17 protein-coding genes and 1 riboswitch are annotated in these 20,779 nt (G+C 64.7%); of the genes, 3 read left to right on the top strand and 14 right to left on the bottom strand.

Annotation, left to right across the window (positions count from 1 at the left end; all coding sequences use genetic code 11):
• Positions 1–53: 53 nt before the first annotated feature.
• A complete protein-coding gene (gene serB / locus ACGLHT_RS03360) occupies positions 54–1,268 on the bottom strand; it encodes a phosphoserine phosphatase SerB (RefSeq protein WP_025340836.1) in 1,215 nt (404 codons plus the stop codon).
• A 135-nt stretch (positions 1,269–1,403) separates the two neighbouring features.
• Between serB and ACGLHT_RS03355 the strand changes: the two genes are divergently transcribed.
• Positions 1,404–2,861, top strand: a complete 1,458-nt coding sequence (locus ACGLHT_RS03355) for an AhpA/YtjB family protein (RefSeq protein ID WP_025340837.1) — start codon at positions 1,404–1,406, stop codon at positions 2,859–2,861.
• 160 nt (positions 2,862–3,021) lie between these two features.
• Here the strand turns inward: ACGLHT_RS03355 and ACGLHT_RS03350 are convergent, their stop codons facing one another.
• The 9 genes from ACGLHT_RS03350 to ACGLHT_RS03310 all read right to left on the bottom strand — a co-directional run bounded on the left by ACGLHT_RS03350 (position 3,022) and on the right by ACGLHT_RS03310 (position 12,442).
• The gene (locus ACGLHT_RS03350; RefSeq protein WP_025340838.1) at positions 3,022–3,732 is read right to left on the bottom strand and encodes a membrane integrity-associated transporter subunit PqiC; all 711 of its coding nucleotides are present in this window, start codon (positions 3,730–3,732) and stop codon (positions 3,022–3,024) included.
• A gap of 172 nt (positions 3,733–3,904) precedes the next feature.
• Entirely contained in the window at positions 3,905–6,163 is a 2,259-nt protein-coding gene (gene parC, locus ACGLHT_RS03345; RefSeq protein ID WP_274078198.1) for a DNA topoisomerase IV subunit A, read from the bottom strand.
• A 10-nt stretch (positions 6,164–6,173) separates the two neighbouring features.
• Positions 6,174–6,692: a TIGR02281 family clan AA aspartic protease gene (locus ACGLHT_RS03340; RefSeq protein ID WP_025340840.1), complete on the bottom strand. Its 519-nt coding sequence runs from the start codon at positions 6,690–6,692 to the stop codon at positions 6,174–6,176.
• The gene (locus ACGLHT_RS03335; protein WP_025340841.1) at positions 6,689–7,675 is read right to left on the bottom strand and encodes an esterase-like activity of phytase family protein; all 987 of its coding nucleotides are present in this window, start codon (positions 7,673–7,675) and stop codon (positions 6,689–6,691) included. The genes ACGLHT_RS03340 and ACGLHT_RS03335 overlap by 4 nt, the downstream gene beginning before the upstream one ends.
• A complete protein-coding gene (gene parE, locus ACGLHT_RS03330; RefSeq protein ID WP_015272020.1) occupies positions 7,672–9,576 on the bottom strand; it encodes a DNA topoisomerase IV subunit B in 1,905 nt (634 codons plus the stop codon). The genes ACGLHT_RS03335 and parE overlap by 4 nt, the downstream gene beginning before the upstream one ends.
• Before the next feature lie 35 nt (positions 9,577–9,611).
• Positions 9,612–10,220 (bottom strand): YqiA/YcfP family alpha/beta fold hydrolase, encoded by a 609-nt coding sequence (locus tag ACGLHT_RS03325; protein ID WP_025340842.1) that lies wholly within the window; start codon positions 10,218–10,220, stop codon positions 9,612–9,614.
• Between the two features lie 275 nt (positions 10,221–10,495).
• Positions 10,496–11,296 carry a 3',5'-cyclic-AMP phosphodiesterase gene (cpdA, locus tag ACGLHT_RS03320; protein ID WP_137162520.1) on the bottom strand — a complete coding sequence of 267 codons (801 nt, stop codon included), beginning with the start codon at positions 11,294–11,296 and terminating at the stop codon, positions 10,496–10,498.
• A gap of 85 nt (positions 11,297–11,381) precedes the next feature.
• On the bottom strand, positions 11,382–11,834 hold the full coding sequence (locus tag ACGLHT_RS03315; protein ID WP_016501905.1) for a DUF1249 domain-containing protein: 453 nt from the start codon (positions 11,832–11,834) through the stop codon (positions 11,382–11,384).
• Positions 11,825–12,442, bottom strand: a complete 618-nt coding sequence (locus tag ACGLHT_RS03310; RefSeq protein ID WP_137162521.1) for an NUDIX domain-containing protein — start codon at positions 12,440–12,442, stop codon at positions 11,825–11,827. Before ACGLHT_RS03310 ends, ACGLHT_RS03315 begins: the two co-directional genes overlap by 10 nt.
• Before the next feature lie 185 nt (positions 12,443–12,627).
• Here ACGLHT_RS03310 and ACGLHT_RS03305 point away from each other — a divergent pair, with 185 nt between their 5' ends.
• On the top strand, positions 12,628–13,374 hold the full coding sequence (locus ACGLHT_RS03305; protein ID WP_025340845.1) for an RsiV family protein: 747 nt from the start codon (positions 12,628–12,630) through the stop codon (positions 13,372–13,374).
• On the opposite strand, the gene cytX is transcribed toward ACGLHT_RS03305, so the two are convergent.
• Both cytX and thiC read right to left on the bottom strand, forming a co-directional pair.
• Positions 13,343–14,626: a putative hydroxymethylpyrimidine transporter CytX gene (cytX, locus tag ACGLHT_RS03300; RefSeq protein ID WP_274078199.1), complete on the bottom strand. Its 1,284-nt coding sequence runs from the start codon at positions 14,624–14,626 to the stop codon at positions 13,343–13,345. The genes ACGLHT_RS03305 and cytX overlap by 32 nt on opposite strands.
• Before the next feature lie 173 nt (positions 14,627–14,799).
• Positions 14,800–16,680, bottom strand: a complete 1,881-nt coding sequence (gene thiC, locus ACGLHT_RS03295; protein ID WP_025340847.1) for a phosphomethylpyrimidine synthase ThiC — start codon at positions 16,678–16,680, stop codon at positions 14,800–14,802.
• 154 nt (positions 16,681–16,834) lie between these two features.
• Positions 16,835–16,941, bottom strand: a riboswitch (TPP riboswitch).
• Positions 16,942–17,101: 160 nt separating this feature from the next.
• Between thiC and ACGLHT_RS03290 the strand changes: the two genes are divergently transcribed.
• A complete protein-coding gene (locus ACGLHT_RS03290; RefSeq protein ID WP_025340848.1) occupies positions 17,102–18,538 on the top strand; it encodes a TolC family outer membrane protein in 1,437 nt (478 codons plus the stop codon).
• A gap of 60 nt (positions 18,539–18,598) precedes the next feature.
• Here ACGLHT_RS03290 and waaA read toward each other — a convergent pair whose 3' ends face one another.
• Both waaA and ACGLHT_RS03280 read right to left on the bottom strand, forming a co-directional pair.
• The gene (waaA, locus tag ACGLHT_RS03285) at positions 18,599–19,870 is read right to left on the bottom strand and encodes a lipid IV(A) 3-deoxy-D-manno-octulosonic acid transferase (protein ID WP_137162523.1); all 1,272 of its coding nucleotides are present in this window, start codon (positions 19,868–19,870) and stop codon (positions 18,599–18,601) included.
• 11 nt (positions 19,871–19,881) lie between these two features.
• Complete coding sequence (locus ACGLHT_RS03280) at positions 19,882–20,772, bottom strand: LysR family transcriptional regulator (protein WP_137162524.1); 891 nt, start codon at positions 20,770–20,772, stop codon at positions 19,882–19,884.
• Positions 20,773–20,779 lie beyond the last annotated feature (7 nt).

Below are 20,779 nucleotides of genomic sequence, written 5' to 3'. Positions count from 1 at the left end.
GTGGGAGCGGGCGTGCCCGCGAAGGGCTGCGAAGCAGCCCCCAAATTTGCAGATCAGCCGCGCGCGTCGCGGTCCCGCAGGCCCAGCAGATACAACACCCCATCCAGCCCCAGGGTAGAAATCGCCTGCTTGGCCGACTGGCGCACCAGCGGCTTGGCGCGGAACGCCACGCCCAGGCCGGCCAGCGACAGCATCGGCAGGTCGTTGGCACCATCACCCACGGCAATGGTCTGCTCCAGCTGCAAGCCTTCTTCGCTGGCCAGCTTCTGCAGCAGCTCGGCCTTGCGCTGGGCATCGACGATCGGTTCCACAGCCACGCCGGTCACCTTGCCATCGACCACTTCCAGCTCGTTGGCGAACACATAGTCGATGCCCAGGCGCGCCTGCACCTGGCGGGCAAAGTAAGTGAAGCCACCGGACAGGATCGCCGTCTTGTAACCCAGGCGCTTGAGCTCGGCAAACAGGTTCTCGGCACCCTCGGTCAGGCGCAGCGACGCACCGATCTCGTCCAGCACGCCCACATCCAGGCCTTTGAGCAGCGCCATGCGCTCCTTGAAGCTGGCGCGGAAGTCCAGCTCGCCACGCATCGCGCGCTCGGTGATCGCGGCCACCTGCTCACCCACGCCAGCGGCCTTGGCCAGTTCGTCGATGACTTCGGCTTCGATCAGCGTCGAGTCCATGTCGAATACCGCCAGGCGGCGGTTGCGGCGGAACAGGTCGTCCTTCTGGAAGGCGATGTCGATGCTCAGCTCTTCAGCCAAGGCGAAGAAGTCGGCACGCAGCGCCTGGGCATCGCTCGGCACGCCGCGCACGGAAATCTCGATGGCCGCCTTGCCCTTGTCGGTCTCGGCATCCAGCGCCACACGGGCCGACAGGCGCTCGATGCGCTCGATGGTCAGGCCGTACTGGCTGATCACCGCACTCACCCGCTGCAGCTGCTCGGGGGTGATCTTGCGGCTGAGCAAGGTGACGATGTGGCGCGCCTCGCCGTGGCCATCGGCCCAGTGCTGGTAGTCCGCCTCGGAAATCGGCGTGTAGCGGGCCTGCAGGTTCAGTTCGTGGGCCTTGGCCTGCACGCTCTGCAGCAGGGAGGTGGCCACTTCGTTGTCCGGGATATCGACCAGGATGCCGAACGACAAGGTACCGTGCATGACTGCCAGGCCAATGTCGAGGATGCTCACACCGCCCTGCAGCAGGACGCCGGTGATAGCCGCAGTGAGACCGGGACGGTCCTCACCGGTGATGTTGATCAGGACGATTTCGCGCACAACCTGGCTCCGACTTCGATGAAAAATGCGCATTCTACCGATTTTCCGTGACCGTCGGGCGCCAACGATACTTTGCCGACAAAACCCGGCTCGCTATACTGCCCCACACTTTCATGCCATTAAGAGCCGAGCTCAGTGAACCGGCCCACGCCCGTCAAAGCAGACAACTTCTTCCTGATGATCTATCGCGCCCTGAGTCAACGTCGCGTGCCGCTGGCACTGCGCATCGCCTGCACCAACATTTTCCTGGTGGCGCTGGCATTGGTGATCTACGCCTGCGTGATGGGCCTGCAGTTCAAGCAGGCCATGCACGAGCAGGCCGATGCCCTGGGTCAGAGCCTGACCACCCAGACCGCCACCTCGGCGACCGAGCTGCTGGTGGCCAACGACATCCTCAGCCTCAACGTGCTGCTCGGCAACCTGGTGAAAAACCCACTGGTGGCCCATGCAGCGATCTACAGCGTGGACAACCGTATCCTCGCCGAGGCCGGCCAGCGCCCGCGCAATAGCCTGCTGGGCGAGGCCGAAGGCCTGTACCAGACCAAGATCACCTTCCAGGACGTGACCGCCGGGCAACTGCGCATCAGCCTGGACATGAGCCAGTTCCAGCAGCCGATGCTGATCAGCCTGCAGAGCATGGGCATCCTTGCCGCCATCCTGCTGGTGCTGGCACTGACCCTGAGCCTGCGCCAGGGCCGCTTCATCACCCTGCCGCTGCTGCAGCTGCGGGTGTGGCTGCGCGACCCGCAACCCTATACCCCGGCCACCGACCGCCAGGACGAGATCGGCGACATCGCCCGCCAGCTGCACGCGCGCCTGGCCCCGCCGCCGCCACCTGAGCCGGAGCCCGAAGAAGAGGACGACGAGCAGTTCGACGACCTGCACGACGCCGCCCCGGCAGCCAAGGCCGCGCCGCGCGCCAAGCTGGCCGCCCAGGCGGACGAGGATGACGATGAAGCCTTCGCCGGCCTGCTGGACGACGAAAGCGCGCCCAAGGCCGCCGTGGTCGAATCCGACGAGCCGCAGTACAGCGCCGTGCTTGCCGTGCAACTGGGTTCGCAGGAGCAGCTGCGTCGCCTGCCGCGCACGCGCCTGACCGAACTGACCGAGCGCTACCGTGATTGCCTGGAGCACGCCGCCTCGCTCTACGACGGCGAAACCCACACACTCAACGACGGCAGCACCCTGGTGCTGTTCCACAGCCGCGACTGCGGCGAGGACTACCTGACCAACGCCATCTGCTGCGGCGAGCTGTTGCGCGCCCTGGGCCATGCCCTGCAGATCGAGGTGGCGGACAGCGGCATCACCCTGCAGCTGCAACTGGGCCTGGCCCTGGGCAACGACCTGCAAGGGCTGGAGCTGGTAGACCTGCTGATGGCCGAAAAGGCCCAGGACGCCCTGGCGCTGTCGCAGCACAGCCGCAACCTGTTGCTGGTGGAGCGGCAGATCAGCGATGACACGCTGATTCGCCAGCGCGCCCGCATTCGCCCGATTGCCAGCCCCGAGGGCGCCTGCTGCGTGGAGCGCCTGATGGAGCCCTACCCGTCGATGCTGGAGCGGCAGTTGGCGCGGATGCACGAACGCCGGGCCTGATACCGGGCTGGCCTCTTCGCGGGTAAACCCGCTCCCACAGGGGCCTGCGCCAACCTGTGGGAGCGGGTTTACCCGCGAAGAGGCCAGCACAGACAGTACAAAAACAGCAGATACGAAAAAGCCCGCATCGTTGCGGGCTTTTTCGTATCTGGCAGTTGGATCAGAACCGGTAGACTTCCATATCGGTTCGAATCGGCGCAGCCATCGGGATCTTGGATTTCTCCGGCGTCTTTTTCACCTGCACCGGAGCAGCCGGCTTTTTTGGCGACTCTTCGGCAATCGCCGGCTGGTTGGCCAGCGGCTTGACCGCAGTGCTCAGCTGTTCGGCCAGCTTCTGCAGCAACTGGCCCTGGGCCTGTACCTGCGACGCCTCGCTGCCCGCGTGTGGCTGCTCGAGGTGAACGATGCGATTGTCACGCACATGACCACGGCGGTCCAACAAGCGCCACTGGGCATCCAGGACGGCCGGCTGGTCCTTGCCCGAGTCCAGGCGAGTAATCGACAGCAGTACTTGTACATCGGGGTTGAAACCGGTCGCCGCCGGGGCCAGCACCACGCGCTGGCTGTCCAGGCGCCAGGCGAGTTGGCGCACCAACAGCTGGTCGATATCCGACGAAAGGCTGCCGGCCCAACGACCGTCGGTCGCCGAACTCAGGCTGCCATCGGCCTGACGTTGCAGGAAGGTTTCACGTTGCAGGTAATCGGCAACCGATACCGGGCCGAGCACCACGGCCATGCCCGCACTCTGCGAAGGCTGGCCAGGATCACCACTGTCGAGCTGGTACAGGGCAACCGGCTGGTGCATGGTGCACCCGCCAAGGCCCAGCAGGCCAGTCATCAACAGCGCAAATGGAAGGCGCAGAAATTTCATCATCCCATCCAGGCGGTCGCCAAAAGGCCAACCGCAGTGATACACATAGATTCAAACGGGCACACGGCCACGCCGGCACCGCAAGGGCCATATCATCCGCGAAATAACCGTCCGACTCCAGCATTTCTGCCCGGAACGACGCTGAAATTGCCGTTCCAGACATTTCAACCGGTTACGCCGGCACTTCCACCTGCAACCCATCGACCCGCTGGAACCCGCGTGGCAGCTTGCTGCCGCGCCGTCCGCGCTCGCCCTTGTAATGCTCCAGGTCGTCCGCTTTCAGAGATAGGGTACGCTTGCCGGCTTGCAATACAAGTGTCGCGCCATCGGCAATCACAGCCAGATCGGTAACAAATTCTTCACGGCTGGCTACCCGGTCGCCCGGCACCCCGATGATCTTGTTGCCCTTGCCTTTGCCCAGCTGAGGCAGGTCGCTGACCTTGAACACCAGCAGACGGCCTTCGGTGGTCACCGCCGCCAGCCAGTCCTGCTCGCGGTTGGCCACCGGGCGCGGGGTCATGACCTTGGCACCGTTGGGCAGGCTGAGCAAGCCCTTGCCGGCCTTGTTCTTGGCCTGCAGGTCTTCACCCTTGACCACGAAGCCATAGCCGGCGTCCGAAGCCACCACGTACAGCGCATCGTCGTCCGGCAACAGCACGCACTCGAAGGTGGCCCCCGGTGGTGGCGTCAGGCGACCGGTCAGCGGTTCACCCTGACCACGCGCCGACGGCAGGCTGTGAGCGGCCAGCGAGTAGCTGCGGCCAGTGGAGTCGATGAGCACGGCAAACTGGTTGGAGCGCCCGGCGGCGGCGGCCTTGAAGCCATCGCCGGCCTTGTACGACAGGCCGGTGGCATCGATGTCGTGGCCCTTGGCGCAGCGCACCCAGCCCTTCTCAGACAGCACCACGGTGACCGGCTCGGTCGGCATCAGTTCGTTTTCCGACAGCGCCTTGGCCTCGGCACGCTCGACGATCGGCGAGCGGCGGTCGTCGCCATAGTTTTCGGCATCCTTGATCAGCTCGCTGCGTACCAGTTTGCGCAGCTTGGCATCGCTGCCCAGCAGGGCGAGCAGTTTGGCCTGCTCTTTCAGCAATTCATCCTGCTCGCCGCGGATCTTCATCTCTTCCAGGCGCGCCAGCTGCCGCAGGCGGGTCTCGAGGATGTAGTCGGCCTGGATTTCGGTCAGGTCGAAACGGGCGATCAGGGCTTGCTTGGGCTGGTCCTCGGTACGGATGATGTGGATAACTTCATCCAGGTTGAGGAACGCGGTCAGCAAACCTTCCAACAAGTGCAGGCGCTTCTCCACCTTGTCCAGGCGGTGCTGCAGGCGGCGACGGACGGTAGTGGTACGGAACTCCAGCCACTCCAGCAGCAGCGCTCGCAGGTTCTTAAGCTGTGGCCTGCCGTCCAGGCCGATGATGTTGACGTTGACCCGGTAGCTGCTTTCCAGGTCGGTGGTGGCAAACAGGTGCTGCATCAGTTCATCGGCATCCACGCGGTTGGAGCGCGGGATGATGACGATGCGGCACGGGTTCTCGTGGTCCGACTCGTCACGCAGGTCGGCGACCATCGGCAGCTTCTTGGCCTGCATCTGCGCGGCGATCTGCTCCAGCACCTTGGCCCCGGAGACCTGGTGCGGCAGCGCGGTGACGACGATGTCGCCATCCTCGACGCGGTACACGGCGCGCATGCGGATGGAGCCGCGGCCGCTTTCGTACATCTTCAGGATTTCTGCCCGCGGCGTGACGATCTCGGCCTCGGTCGGGTAGTCCGGCCCCTGAATGTGCTCGCACAGCTGCTCGATGGTGGCCTTGGGCTCGTCGAGCAGGCGCACGCAGGCCGTGGCCACTTCACGCAGGTTGTGCGGCGGCACGTCGGTGGCCATGCCCACAGCGATACCAGTGGTGCCGTTGAGCAGGATGTTGGGCAGGCGCGCCGGCAGCACGGCGGGCTCCTGCAGGGTGCCGTCGAAGTTGGGCACCCAGTCCACGGTGCCCTGGCCGACTTCGCTGAGCAGCACTTCGGCGTAGCGCGAAAGACGCGCTTCGGTATAACGCATGGCAGCGAACGACTTCGGATCGTCCGGCGCACCCCAGTTGCCCTGGCCGTCGACCAGGGTATAGCGGTAGCTGAACGGCTGCGCCATCAGCACCATGGCCTCGTAGCAGGCCGAGTCGCCGTGGGGGTGGAACTTGCCGAGCACGTCACCGACGGTACGCGCCGACTTCTTGTGCTTGGCATCGGCATCGAGCCCCAACTCGCTCATGGCGTAGACGATGCGTCGCTGCACCGGCTTCAGACCATCGCCGATGTGCGGCAGGGCGCGGTCCATGATCACGTACATGGAGTAGTTGAGGTAGGCCTGTTCGGTGAAGTCAGCCAGCGAGCGGCGTTCCACGCCGTCCAGGCTGAGTTCCAGTGAGTCGCTCATGCGGGCCTCGTCATTTCAGGTTCTGGCGCAGCAGCATGGTGCCGCCGCGCTGGGTAAATTCAAGTTGTTTCAGGGCACTCATGCCCAGCAATACGGTCTGCCCATCCAGGCCCGGCACCACGATGGCGCGCACGTCCTGCAGGCGGATATCCCCCAGTTGCAGGCTGGCCAGGCGCGTGCGGTAGCCTTCGGTACGGCCGTTGGCGGTACTGAGCTGCACCGGGCTGCCACGCTCCAGGCCCAACTCGCGGCCCAGCGCCTCGGGGATGGCCACGTCGGTGGCACCGGTGTCGAGCATGAAATGCACCACCTGGCCGTTGATTGCGCCATCCATCACGAAGTGGCCCTGGCCGTTGCCCAGCAGGCGCACCTCGATAAAGCCTTCGCCATGCGACGACTGCACCTGGGCATTGGGGTTGCGCTGGCTGTCTTCCCATTGGCCGAAGAAACGCGTGGCAAGGAACAGCGCCGCCGCCCAGGCGACGATCATCAATACCTTGCCAGCCCGCTTGCCCGGTGCCTGGCTCATGGCTTGGCGCTCCATCCGCCTTCCGGCGCATCGAAGCGCCAGACGATCGGGCGTGCCTCGCCATCGGCGCGGGCGCCGTTGTTGTTGTCCACACCGATCCAGGCGCCCTTGGCATCGATCACCAGGGCCTCGGCCAGGCCGAACGGCTGTTGATAGCGGCGCGACTCGACCAGGGCATCGGCAGCGAACGACCAGCAGCGCTCGACCTTGCCACTGTCAGTATCCCGACGGCAGACCCGGTAGGCGTTGCGTTCGAGGGTGAACAGCTTGCCTTCGAACCAGGCAAGGTCAGCGAAGTCGCGCGACAGTGCCTGGGCATTGGGCATCTGCGCCGGCTGCATTTCGACGCCAGCCTCGCTCAGCAGCACGCAACTGCGGCCGCAGGTCCACACCGATTGCTGGCGCTCGATGGCCACCAGGCCCCGCCGCTCGCGCTCGGCGGCCAGCCACAGGCGGTCGCCCGCCGGGTTGATCGCCAGGCCTTCGAACAAGGCGTTGAAGTTCAGCAGCATGCCGCTGGCACGGGCCTGACGAACCATGGCCGGGTCGATCTTCAACCAGTCCGCTTCGCCTTCCAGCGGCAGTTGCAGCACCGCGGCATGCGCCTCGCTGACCAGGTACAGGTTACCCGCCTGGTCACAGCTGATGCCTTCGAAATCCAGCTCGCCGCCACGAATATACGACGCCGCCCAGTTGCGCGACTTCAGACCCCACGGCAGGCCACTTTCCGGCACCGCTGGCGGGGTGAAGGTGAGCGGCTGCGCGCGCCAGGTCGGGTTTTGCTGGTCGAAGCGGTAGATACGGTCGTCGTCGCGGTCGGACACGCCCCACAGCCCGCCCCGGCATTCCACCAGGCCAGACAGGTTGCCACCGCGCATGCCTTCGATCGGGTGCTCGGCGCTCAGCTTCAACTCTGGCCAGTTGCCCGCCAGGCTCGGCAGGGCAACCAGCGCCAGACAGGCAGCCAGAAGCCGCCGAATCAAACCATGACCTCGGCCAGGTTACCCTTGGTTTCCAGCCAGCTCTTGCGGTCACCCGCGCGCTTCTTGGCCAGCAGTTTGTCCATCAGCTCGCAGGTGGCCTGCACATCGTCCAGGGTCAGCTGCACCAGGCGCCGGGTGTTCGGGTCCATGGTGGTCTCGCGCAGCTGTGGCGGGTTCATCTCGCCCAGGCCCTTGAAGCGGGTTACCTGTGGCTTGCCGCGTTTCTTCTCGGCCACCAGGCGATCGAGGATACCGTCGCGCTCGGCCTCGTCGAGGGCGTAGTAGATTTCCTTGCCCAGGTCGATGCGGTACAGCGGCGGCATGGCCACGTACACATGCCCGGCCTCGACCAGCGCGCGGAAGTGCTGGACGAACAGCGCGCACAGCAGCGTGGCGATGTGCAGGCCGTCGGAGTCGGCGTCGGCAAGGATGCAGATCTTGCCGTAGCGCAGCTGCGCAAGGTCAGTGGCCCCCGGGTCGACGCCAATGGCCACGGCGATGTTGTGCACTTCCTGGCTGGCCAGGACTTCGCCACCGTCCACTTCCCAGGTGTTGAGGATCTTGCCGCGCAGCGGCAGGATCGCCTGGAATTCCTTGTCGCGTGCCTGCTTGGCCGAGCCACCGGCCGAGTCACCCTCGACCAGGAACAGTTCGGCGCGCATCGGATCCTGGCCGGCGCAATCGGCCAGTTTGCCGGGGAGTGCCGGGCCCTGGGTGATGCGTTTGCGTTCGACCTTCTTGCTGGCCTTCAGGCGGCGCCCGGCGTTGCTGATGGCCAGCTCCGCCAGTTGCATGCCCAGCTCTGGGTGGGCGTTGAGCCACAGGCTGAAGGCATCCTTGACCACGCCGGAAACGAAGGCCGCCGCCTCGCGCGACGACAGGCGCTCCTTGGTCTGCCCGGAGAACTGCGGGTCCTGCATCTTCATCGACAGCACGAAGGTGATGCGTTCCCAGACGTCTTCCGGCGCCAGCTTCACGCCGCGCGGCAGCAGGTTGCGGAACTCGCAGAACTCGCGCATGGCATCCAGCAGGCCCTGGCGCAGGCCGTTGACGTGGGTGCCGCCCTGGGCGGTAGGGATCAGGTTGACGTAGCTTTCCTGGATGCTGTCGCCGCCTTCTGGCAGCCACAGCAAGGCCCAGTCCACCGCCTCCTTGTTACCGGCCAGGCTGCCGCAGAACGGCTCGTCGGGCAGGCGCTGGAACTCGTTTACCGAGTCCACCAGGTATGAGCGCAGGCCGTCCTCGTAGTGCCATTCGACCTTCTCGCCGCTGGCCTTGTCCTCGAAGCTGACCAGCAGGCCCGGGCACAGCACGGCCTTGGCCTTGAGCACGTGCTTGAGGCGGCTGATGGAGAACTTCGGCGAATCGAAGTACTTGGGGTCGGGGCTGAAGTACACGCTGGTACCGGTGTTGCGCTTGCCGACCGAGCCGACCACTTCCAGCTCGCTGGCCTTGAAGCCATCGGCGAAGGTCATCTGGTATTCGTTGCCGTCACGTTTGACGCGCACGCGCACCTGGGTCGACAGGGCGTTGACTACCGAGATGCCCACGCCGTGAAGGCCACCGGAGAACTGGTAGTTCTTGTTGGAGAACTTGCCGCCGGCGTGCAGTTTGGTGAGGATCAGCTCGACCCCGGAAACGCCCTCTTCCGGGTGGATGTCCACCGGCATGCCGCGACCATCGTCGCTGACTTCCAGCGAGTGGTCGGCATGGAGGATGACCTGCACCGAACGGGCGTGACCGGCCAGGGCTTCGTCGACACTGTTGTCGATGACTTCCTGGGCCAGGTGGTTGGGGCGGCTGGTATCGGTGTACATGCCCGGCCGCTTGCGGACCGGGTCAAGGCCCGAGAGGACTTCGATGGCGTCTGCGTTATAGGCGCTAGCGCTGGGAGTGGCCATAGGGTCTCGTCGTCAGTCTGGTGAATGCAAAAAAGTCAAAATACAGAAAAATCGAGCGCTGCGTACTGCCCACGGGCAATGCCGGCGAAGGCCAGCAGTGCCGGCAGGCGCTCGGCGAAGCCCTGGAAGCTGTGGTCGCCACCGGCCTGGATGCGCAGGGCACAAGCACGGTAATAGCGCTCGGCGTGGCGATAGTCCAGGGTTTCATCGGCGGTCTGCAACCACACTTGATAGCGGCTGGCGTCCACCGGCGCTGGTACTTCCAGTTCGGCCAGGGCCTGCACATGATCGTGGGTCAGCTCCCAGGCTTCGCCGGTGTAGTGATTGTGCTGGGTGCCCAGGTAGCCGTCGAAATGCTTGTGCGGTGTTACCGCCGGGTTCACCAGCAGGGCCTTGAGGCCGTGGCGCTCGGCCAGACAGGTGGCATAGTAGCCGCCGAGCGAACTGCCCACCAGCAGTGGCGCGCCCAGCTCGGCGATGGCCGCTTCGAGCTGGGCGATGGCCTGCCGTGGGTGGTGGTGCAAGGCGGGCACCCGCAGTTGGGCCGACAGGCCCAGTTGCTGCATCACGGCCTCGAGTTGGCGCGCCTTGGTCGAAAGTGGCGAGCTGTTGAAGCCATGGATATAGAGGATGGAACCCGACATGCTGCCCCCGGAATCTGTGGCTTCGCGCCCGGTGATATGGGCGCAGGGACGCGCAGTGTAGCGCGTTCGCCGGGTTTTGACGCAGTGTCACGGGTTTCGCAACAATTTCTTCACCGAAGTCGCAACCACAGTTCCCTGTAGGAGCGGCCTTGTGTCGCGATGGGGCGCGAAGCGGCCCCAGGGTTTCAGCTGCGCCACAAATATTGCCGGGGCCGCTCTGCGGCCCATCGCGACACAAGGCCGCTCCTACAATTGAGCGCGTCTGCAGCCGCAGCTCAATAACCAGGGCTATCGAAGTCGAGCTTCACCTGGAAATCCAGTGCCCGCTCTACCCCGGTCTCCAACCGCCCGTCGGCGTGCAGGCGCAGCCAGCGGTATCCAGGCTGCTCCTCGCTCACTTGAAAATCCTCGCTACGCGCCGCGAACTGGATACAGGTCGACGGAGTGGCCAGCAGGCGCAGGCCGCCACGCACTTCATCCCATTCCTGGTGCACATGCCCCCACAGCAGCGCCCGCACCTGTGGATAACCCTCGACGATATCGAACAGCGCCTGGGCGTTGCGCAAGCCGATCGGCGCGATCCAGGCACAGCCGATATCCACCGGCTGATGGTGGAAGCACACCAGGCAATGCCGTTCACCCGCCTCTCGCAAGGCCGTTTCCAGCACTGCCAGCTGGTCATCCTCCAACAGCCCGTGCGTCGCCCCGGGTACGGCCGTGTTGAGCATGACGATGCGCCACGCACCGATATCGGTCACCGCCTGTACCAGCTCCGGCGCCACTTGCGCCATGACTCGGGCCTCGTCATGGTTGCCAGGCAACCAGCGGGTGGGCACGGCAAACGGTGCGGTCAGCTCACGGAATGCTTCATAGGACGCCACGCTGGCGTCCTGGGACAGGTCACCAGTGCACAGCAGCAGGTCGACTAGCGGTTGCTCCCGTCGCACCTGGGCCACTACATGGCGCAGGCTGTCACGGGTATTGAGGCCCAGCATGCTGCCGGCCGGGTCGGCGAACAGGTGGGCATCGGTCAGTTGCACCACATGCACGGGGCGCGATTGGTCTGGCTGCGGCAACGGCCGTCTCCTCGAACGGATTCAGCGCGAATTATGGCTGCACAACGGGTGCGAGCAAACACCCACGAACGACCTGCGTCACACTTCAGCGAACGCTCGCCAGTTCGTGACCACAAGCCAGGCAGTGGCTCAGCCATTCACCGAGGAACAGGTTGAGCTGGGCCTTTTCGTCCGGCTGGTGCATGGCCTCGTTCGGATACGGGTAGATGCTGCGCAGGCGCCGGGTGTGTTCGGCACTGACCACTTCGGCCATGCGCGCATCGTGGTACACCTGCACTTCCAGGTGCGGCACCGGCAACCACGGCAGGCTGTGCTCCTGGCGCACGTGCAGGGTGGTGGTGTACGGGCAGGCCAGCACCACGTCGAGCACCAGCACGCCAAGCATCTGGTCGCCCTGGGTCATGCCGATGCGGCGCGAGCTCTGGGTGGTGCGCATGTCGGGCAACAGGCGCATCAGCCGGGCGTAGTTGGCCTCGCAGGCTGCCTGCAGCCCGACCAGATCGACCCGATAACGCTCGCGCAGCAGGTTCACTTCCACATACCTCGTACTTCGTCACGGTTCAGCGCCAGCCATTGCAGGCCGATGATGGTCGCCGCGTTGCAGATGCGCCCGTCGCGCACCGCCTGCATGGCATCCTCGAACGACCACACGCGCACGCGAATGTCCTCGCCCTCTTCTTCCAGGCCATGCAGGCCGCCCGCCCCTTCGCTGCTGCAACGGCCGAGGAACAGGTGAACGTATTCGTCACTGCCGCCGGGCGACGGGAAGTAACGGGTCATCGGCCACAGGGCGCTGAAGGTCAGGCCGGCTTCTTCTTCGGCTTCGCGATGGGCCACTTCCTCGGGTTGCTCGTCCTTGTCGATCAGCCCGGCCACCATCTCGATCAGCCAGGGGTTGTCGACCTTGTCCAGTGCACCAACGCGGAACTGCTCGATCAGCACCACTTCATCGCGCAACGGGTCGTACGGCAGCACGCACACCGCATCATGGCGCACGAACAGTTCGCGGCTGATCTCGCGGCCCATGCCCCCGACAAACAACTCGTGGCGCAGGCGTAGCTTGTCGAGCTTGTAAAAACCCTGGAAGCAGTTGGCCCGCTCGATGATTTCGAAGCCCTTGGGCACTGAGTTCAACGCGTCTGACATGGAAATCCTCATTACCTCGAATACCGCATCGCGCCATCCTACTCTGCACGCCTGCCGGTTTCATCCCTTTCCGGCAACCGTTCGCGCACTCGGGACAGCGCGCCTTCTCTCTGTTAGCTTAGTGGCGAACTGAAGGCCGCGCAGACGGTCAAAGGCCGACTTTTCCCTGTTCTGCAAGGATCCTCATGACACTTGTCAAACTGACTTCCGTGGCTGTGCTGGCCCTGGCCCTGGGTGCCTGCCAAAGCCTGTTCACGCCCAACTACCGGGCGCCGCTCGAGGTCAAGCGTGATGCCTGGGAGCATGTCAAACCCGGCTGCAGCGAAAGCGACTGCCCGCTGGTGAACATCGACATGATCCACTTCCCGGCCTTGCCCAAGCTCGATGGCATTGTCGAGAAACGCCTGCTGCAACTGACCGAAGACAACCAGCGCGGCAACGCACCGACCAGCCTGCAAGCCTACGAGCAGCAGTACCTGGCCAGTGCCGACAAGCGCAACAGCAGCTACCTGCAGGCCAAGGTACGCGAGCAGCATGACGGACTGGTGATCATCGAACTGTCCAGCTACCTGGACAGCGGCGGCGCCCATGGCATGCCCGGGCGTGGTTTCATCAACTATTCGCGCAAGCTGGACAAGGTGCTGACCCTGCAGGACATGCTGGTGCCTGGCCAGGAAGACACCTTCTGGAAAACCGTCGAGGAGTCGCACCGCGCCTGGCTGATCAGCGTAGGCATGGACAAGGACGCCGAGTTCATCAAGACCTGGCCGTTCAAGCAGTCGCCGCACGTCGCCCTGACGTACGGCGCGGTGGTGGTCAAGTACGAGGTCTATTCCATCGCGCCCTACTCCATGGGCCACGTGGAGTTGAAGATCCCGTACCCACGCCTGAATGGCGTGCTCAAGCCCGAGCTGTTTCCCGGCCGCGGCTGAAGCTCAACAGCCCGTGCAGTAGCCCTGCCAGCAGCAATGCCGGCAGGGTCGCACCCAGGTCCGGCGCTTGCGCGGCGATCAGATGGTACGCGGCAACGCCCACCGCCCAGGCCAGCAGTGCCTGCCAGTGCAAGCCATGCACCTGTGCCGGCAAGCGGCGGCGACGGATCACGTAATGGTCCATCAATACCACACCGAACAACGGTGCAAACACCGAGCCGATCAGCAGCAGGAAGTTCTCGTACTGTGCCAGTGGCGCCAGCAAGGCGATCAGCGTGCACAGCACGCCAATGGCCAGCGCCAGGTGCTCGACCTTCAGGCGCACCAGCACACCGGTGGAAACGGCTGCCGAGTGAATGTCGGCAAAAGCCTTTTCCGACTCGTCCAGCAGAATCAGCAGCAGTGGAATGCCCATGCCGGCGCCCGCGAGGGCCAGCAGCAGGGCGTTGGCTTCGCCACTGCCGGCGAAGGCCAAGGTGTAGCCCACGCCCAGGCTCATCAGCCAGGTGTTGCCGATGAAGTAGCCCACCACCGTACCGCCGAATACATGTTTGCCGTTACGGGCAAAACGCGAGTAATCCGCGATCAGCGGCAACCAGGACAGCGGCATGGCGATGGCGATGTCGAAGCCCACGGCCAGCGACATCGAACCGTCACCGGCACGGTCCCACAGTGCCGCCAGGTCGGCCTTGGCGAACAGGTTCCAGGTCAGCCACAGGCAAGCGCCCAGCAGCAGCCAGATGCCCCAGGTGCGCAGCACCTTGCGCACGAACGCCAGCGGCCCACCGACCGCGAGCAGAGTGGCCAGGGCGCCGAAGCACAGGGTCCAGAGCATAGGGCTGTTCCAGGCGCTGGCTTCGCCGAACGCCCGCGCGCCCAGCAGGCTGGCGGCATCGCGCATGACGATGATCTCGAACGCGCCCCAGCCCACCAGTTGCAGCAGGTTGAGCATCGCCGGCAAACGCGCACCATGGCCACCCAGGCTCAGTTTCAGGGTGCCCATGGCCGACAGGCCGGTATCGCTGCCGATGACACCGGCAGCCCCCAGCAGCAGCACACCCACACCGGTGCCCAGGGCGATAGCCAGCACCGCGCCGGCAAGGCCCAGGCCAGGGGCCAGCATGGCGCCGACCTGCAGCACCATCAGGCCGATGCCGAGGGAGAACCATAGCGAGAACAGGTCGCGGGCGCCGAAGATGCGCTGGGCGGTGGGGACCGGGTGGTCGGGGGAGAATTGGCTGGGGGTGGTCATGCTTTGACACTCGGCAAGGTATTGGATTGGACGCGGTCGCTGTAGGAGCGGCCTTGTGTCGCGAAAGGGCCGCAAAGCGGCCCCAGGTTTTCAGCTTCGCGGCTGAAATTGCCGGGGCCGCTTCGCGGCCCATCGCGACACAAGGCCGCTCCTACAGGGGTCAGCGCTGCGACTTAGACTTTGTGATACAGCTGGCTGCCTTCCTGGCGGAACCGCTCGGCCTGCTCACGCATGCCTTGCTCGACCGTCACATCCACGGTTTCGATCTTGGCGGCGTATTCACGCACTTCCTGGGTGATCTTCATCGAGCAGAACTTCGGCCCGCACATCGAGCAGAAGTGCGCGACCTTGGCCGATTCCTTTGGCAGGGTCTCGTCGTGGTAGGCACGGGCAGTGTCCGGGTCCAGGCCGAGGTTGAACTGGTCTTCCCAACGGAACTCGAAGCGTGCCTTGGACAAGGCGTTGTCACGAATCTGCGCACCCGGGTGGCCCTTGGCAAGGTCGGCGGCATGAGCGGCGATCTTGTAGGTGATGATGCCGGTCTTCACATCATCCTTGTTCGGCAGGCCCAGGTGCTCCTTGGGCGTGACGTAGCAGAGCATGGCGCAACCGAACCAGCCGATCATCGCCGCACCAATGCCCGAGGTGATGTGGTCGTAGCCAGGAGCGATATCGGTGGTCAGCGGGCCGAGGGTGTAGAACGGCGCCTCGTCGCAGCACTCCAGCTGCTTGTCCATGTTCTCCTTGATCAGCTGCATCGGCACGTGGCCGGGGCCTTCGATCATGCACTGCACGTCGTGCTTCCAGGCGATCTTGGTCAGCTCGCCAAGGGTTTCCAGCTCACCGAACTGCGCGGCATCGTTGGCGTCGGCAATCGAGCCGGGGCGCAGGCCGTCGCCCAGCGAGAAGCTGACGTCGTAGGCCTTCATGATTTCGCAGATTTCGTCGAAGTGGGTGTACAGGAAGTTTTCCTTGTGGTGCGCCAGGCACCACTTGGCCATGATCGAGCCACCACGGCTGACGATACCGGTGACGCGCTTGGCGGTCAGCGGCACATAGCGCAGCAGCACACCAGCGTGGATGGTGAAGTAGTCCACACCTTGCTCGGCCTGCTCGATCAGGGTGTCGCGGAACAGCTCCCAGGTCAGGTCTTCGGCCACGCCGTTGACCTTTTCCAGGGCCTGGTAGATCGGCACGGTACCAATCGGCACCGGCGAGTTGCGGATGATCCACTCACGGGTTTCGTGAATGTGCTTGCCGGTGGACAGGTCCATGACCGTGTCCGAACCCCAGCGGATGCCCCAGGTCAACTTGGCCACTTCTTCCTCGATCGAGGAACCCAGGGCGCTGTTGCCGATGTTGCCGTTGATCTTCACCAGGAAATTGCGGCCGATGATCATCGGCTCCACTTCCGGGTGGTTGATGTTGGCCGGGATGATCGCGCGGCCACGGGCGATTTCCTGGCGAACGAACTCGGGGGTGATTTCTTTCGGAATGTTGGCCCCGAAGCTGTGGCCGGCGTGCTGCTCGTCGAGCAGGCCGGCGGCGCGTGCCTCTTGCAGCTTCATGTTTTCGCGGATGGCCACGTATTCCATCTCGGCGGTGATGATGCCCTGGCGGGCATAGTGCATCTGCGAGACGTTGGCGCCCGCCTTGGCACGGCGCGGGTTGCGCACGTGGGCGAAACGCAGCTTGGCCAGTTCGGCATCGTTCAGGCGCTGCTGGCCGAAGTCGGAGCTCAGGCCAGCCAGGCGCTCGGTGTCACCGCGTGCCTCGATCCACGCCGAACGCACGTCGGCCAGGCCCTTGCGTACGTCGATGACAACGTTGGGGTCGGTGTACGGGCCGGAAGTATCGTAGACCAGCACCGGGGCATTGGACTCGCCACCGAAATCGGTCGGGGTGTCGTCCAGGCTGATTTCACGCATGGGCACGCGGATGTCCGGGCGTGAGCCTTCGACATACACCTTGCGCGAACGCGGGAACGGTTGCACGGACTGCTGATCGACTTGTGCCGATTCGCTGAGGTTGATCGCTTTTTCTTGTTTGGTCATCACAGGCTCTCCAGACGGCTTCCTAGCAGTGGAATGTCGGGGTGAACCTGAAAGGCGCGGACGCACCCTTGATGAGTGCAGTGCCGGATATGGGGGTGCCTGAAGCTGCATGCAGCTGCGACATTCCCGGACCTGGCACAAGAGGCTCCCCGGGAAGGTGAGCAATCTTGTTCCCTACGCAGGCGCTAACCTGATCAGGTTCAACGGGATCCGCAACTTTGCGATCTCAGCCTTTGCTTCAAGGCACCCCGACAAGAACATGCGCAGTCTAGACTGGAGTGGTCGGCAAAGCCAAGCAGGTAAATGCGCGGATGATGAAAGGCACCCCGAGCGATTGTTGCCGGGTGCGCATGGCACTACACTGGCCCGTCGCTCGATACTCAACAGTTCAGTAATTCAATTTCGTACAAGGATTGCCTCTATGCTGCGCAAACTCTCACTGGCAATAGCCGTGTCTTGTGCGTCCAACGGAGTGGTCTGGGCAGCGGACGTGCCCACTACAGTGAAAACCGACCTGGTCAGCGTCTATCAGGAAGCGGTCGACAACAATGCTGACCTGGCTGCGGCCCGCGCCGATTACGGCGCCCGCCGTGAAGTGGTACCGCAGGCTCGCGCCGGGTTGCTGCCCAACCTTTCGGCCGGTGCCGAAATGCTGAACACCCGCACCAAGCTGGACGAACCATCAGCCACCAGCAACCGCAGCGGCAATACCTGGAGCGCGACCCTGGCGCAGCCTATCTTCCGCGCTGACCGCTGGTTCCAGTTGCAGGCGGCCGAGGCGGTCAACGAACAGGCAGCGCTGGAGCTGTCGGCGACCGAACAGAACCTGATCCTGCAAACCGCGCAGAATTACTTCGCCGTGCTCCGTGCCCAGGACAACCTGGCTGCGACCAAGGCCGAGGAAGCTGCCTTCAAGCGCCAGCTGGACCAGTCCAACGAACGATTCGACGTCGGCCTCTCCGACAAGACCGACGTGCTGCAATCCCAGGCCAGCTACGACACGGCCCGGGCCAACCGGATCATTGCCGAGCGCCAGGTACAGGATGCCTTCGAGGCCCTGGTGACCCTGACCAACCGGGAATACACGTCGATTCAAGGCGTGGTTCATACCTTGCCGGTGCAGGTCCCTACGCCCAACGACGCCAAGGCCTGGGTCGAAACCGCCGGGCGCCAGAACCTCAACCTGCTGGCCACCAACCACGCGGTCGTCGCTGCCGAGGAAACCCTGCGCCAGCGCAAGGCCGGCCACGCGCCGACCCTGGACGCAGTTGCCAAGTACCAGAAGGGTGACAACGACAACTTCGGTTTCACCAACCCCGCGCCGGCCCCCGTTTCGCGCTATAGCGGCGACGTCGAGCAGACCAGCATCGGCCTGCAGTTGAACATCCCGATCTACAGCGGCGGCCTGACCAGTTCGCAGGTGCGCGAGGCCTACCAGCGCCTGAGCCAGAGCGAGCAGCAGCGTGAAAGCCTGCGCCGCCAGGTGGTGGAAAACACCCGCAACCTGCACCGCGCGGTAAACACCGACGTGGAACAGGTGCAAGCGCGCAAGCAGTCGATCATCTCCAACCAGAGCGCGCTGGAAGCCACCGAGATCGGCTACCAGGTGGGTACCCGCAATATCGTCGACGTGCTTGACGCCCAACGTCAGCTGTACACCTCGGTGCGCGACTACAACAACAGCCGCTACGACTACATCCTCGACAACCTGAGCCTGAAACAGGCGGCCGGCACCTTGAGCCCGCAGGACCTGCAGGACCTCAAGCGGTACCTGAAGCCAGACTACAACCCGGACAAGGACTTCCTGCCGCCGGACCTGGCGGCTGCAGCGGCGAAGAACTTCGAGCGTCGCCCCTGAAAGTGCTGGACCAAGGCCGCTCCTACAAGGACCGCACCATTGCTGACATCTGTTTAGAACTCAGCTGATGAGTTTGCCCAGGCCATCGAGCAAGCGCTGCAATGCGCCCTCGTTGGCCCGCATTACCGCCCTGCCCGCCTCGCCCATGCGCTGTGCATCCTGCGGCAACTCGACCAGCCGCCGCACCGCTTCGGCCAGCCCGTCGGCATCGTCCACCTGCTGCAACGCCCCCGCCTCGCGCAGCATCGCGCTGATTTCGAGGAAGTTGAACACATGCGGCCCCATCAGTACCGGCAAGGCCAGCGCCGCGGGCTCCAGCGGGTTGTGCCCGCCGGTCGCCACCAGGCTGCCACCGACGAAGGCAATGTCGGCCAGGGCATAGAGGAACAGCAGTTCGCCCATGGTATCGCCGAGCAATACGCGAGTCTGCGCATCAACCGGCGTGCCGGCAGAGCGCCGCACGGTGGTGAACTGTTCGCTGCACAGCGTATGCACCGCTGCGAATCGCTCGGGGTGGCGCGGCACCAGGATCAGCAGGGCATCGCCATGCACCTGCAACAACTGCCGATGTGCCTGCAGGATCAACGCATCTTCACCTTCGTGGGTGCTGGCGGCGATCCACACCGGGCGCTGTTCGGCCCCCCATTGTTCACGCAATGCCTTGGCACGCGGCAACAGTTGCTCATCGATCTTCAGGTCGAACTTGATCGAACCGGTGACCTGCACGCACTCCGGACGCGCGCCCAGGTCACGGAAGCGCTGGGCCTCGGTTTCGGTCTGCACGGCAATCAGGCTCATCTCGGCCAGCATCGGCCGGGTCAGCCTGGCAAAGCGCCCATAGCCACGGGCCGAGCGCTCAGACAAGCGTGCGTTGGCCAGCGCTACTGGAATGCCGCGCTTCGCACACTGGTGAATGTGGTTGGGCCACAGCTCGGTTTCCATGATGATGCCCAGCTTCGGCTGCACATGGTCGAGAAAACGCCCTGCCGCCCAAGGCAGGTCGTAGGGCAGGTAGCAATGCTGCACGCGAGGTTCGTCAGCGAACATGGCGCGAATGCGCTCTGAACCGGTCGGGGTCATGCAGGTAAGCGTGATCGGCAATTCCGGGTAGGCCTTGAGCAAGGCGCGCACCATCGGTGCCGCCGCAATGCTCTCGCCCACCGACACGGCGTGCACCCAGATGCCGCCCCGGCGCATGGCCGGCAGCCTGAAAGCAAAGCGCTCGCCGATGCGTTGGCCATAGGCCGGCGCCTTGCGCGCGCGCAGGTACAGGCGCAGCGCAACCAGCGGCAGGCCCAGGTGAAACAACAAGGTATAGAGAGTTCTGTTCATGGCCGCGGAGTTTACCCGATCGCGCGCAGGTGCACCGCAAAGCGCTCGGCCAGCCACTGCGCGGCAGGCCCCAGTGGCTCGTCGCGGCGCCAGGCCAGTTCCACCACCAAGGCCGGTGGCCGCCACTCGCTGTCCAGTTCGACCATGTGCGCCTGGTAGGTCGGGTACTGCACCACGTGCCGCGGCAGCCAGGCCCAGCCCAGGCCGCGCATCAGCAGTTCGGCCATGGCATAGAAGCTGTCGGCGCGCCACACCTGCGGGCTGATCGCTTCGCCGCCGGGGTAGCCGCTTTGCTGCGGGGCAATCAGCAATTGTCGGTGGCGCGCCAGTTGCTGCCGGGTAACCCGGCCTTCGCCGGCGAGCGGGTGGCCGACCGCGCACACCGTGACCATTTCCACACTGCCCAGGGCGCGCCGCTCCAGCGAGGCCGGGATGCTCTCGTGGTGGAAGAACAGGCCAAGATCAGCGCGCCGCTCCACCAGCTTGCGCGCCACATCGCCCTGGGCACCGCTGGCCAGTTGCACCTCCAGGAACGGGTAGCGGCTGGCCAGCTCGTCGAGGCTGTCGATGACCGGCTGGTAGGGCATGGCTTCGTCCTGGGCGACCCGCAACAAGGCCTCCTGCCCGCGCATCAGCGCCAACGCACGGCCATCCAGGCGCTCGCACTGGCGCAACAGTTCGCGGGCATCTTCCAGCAGGGCGCTGCCGTTCTCGGTCAGCTTGGGCTGCCGGCCACTGCTGCGCTCGAACAAGGTGACCCCCAGGTCGGTTTCGAGCAAAGCGATCGAGCTGCTGATCGCCGACTGGGCCTTGCGCTGCTCGCGGGCCACGGCAGAGAACGAGCGCAGTTCCGCAACGCGCAGGAAGGTACGCAACTGTTCAAGGTTCCACTGCTCGGCCATCGACCTA

Origin of the sequence: Pseudomonas sp. PsB (assembly GCF_043658375.1) — a bacterium.
Lineage (GTDB): Bacteria > Pseudomonadota > Gammaproteobacteria > Pseudomonadales > Pseudomonadaceae > Aquipseudomonas > Aquipseudomonas putida_Z.
Note: the sequence above shows the minus strand (reverse complement) of the source record. Positions and strands in the feature narration are given on the sequence as shown.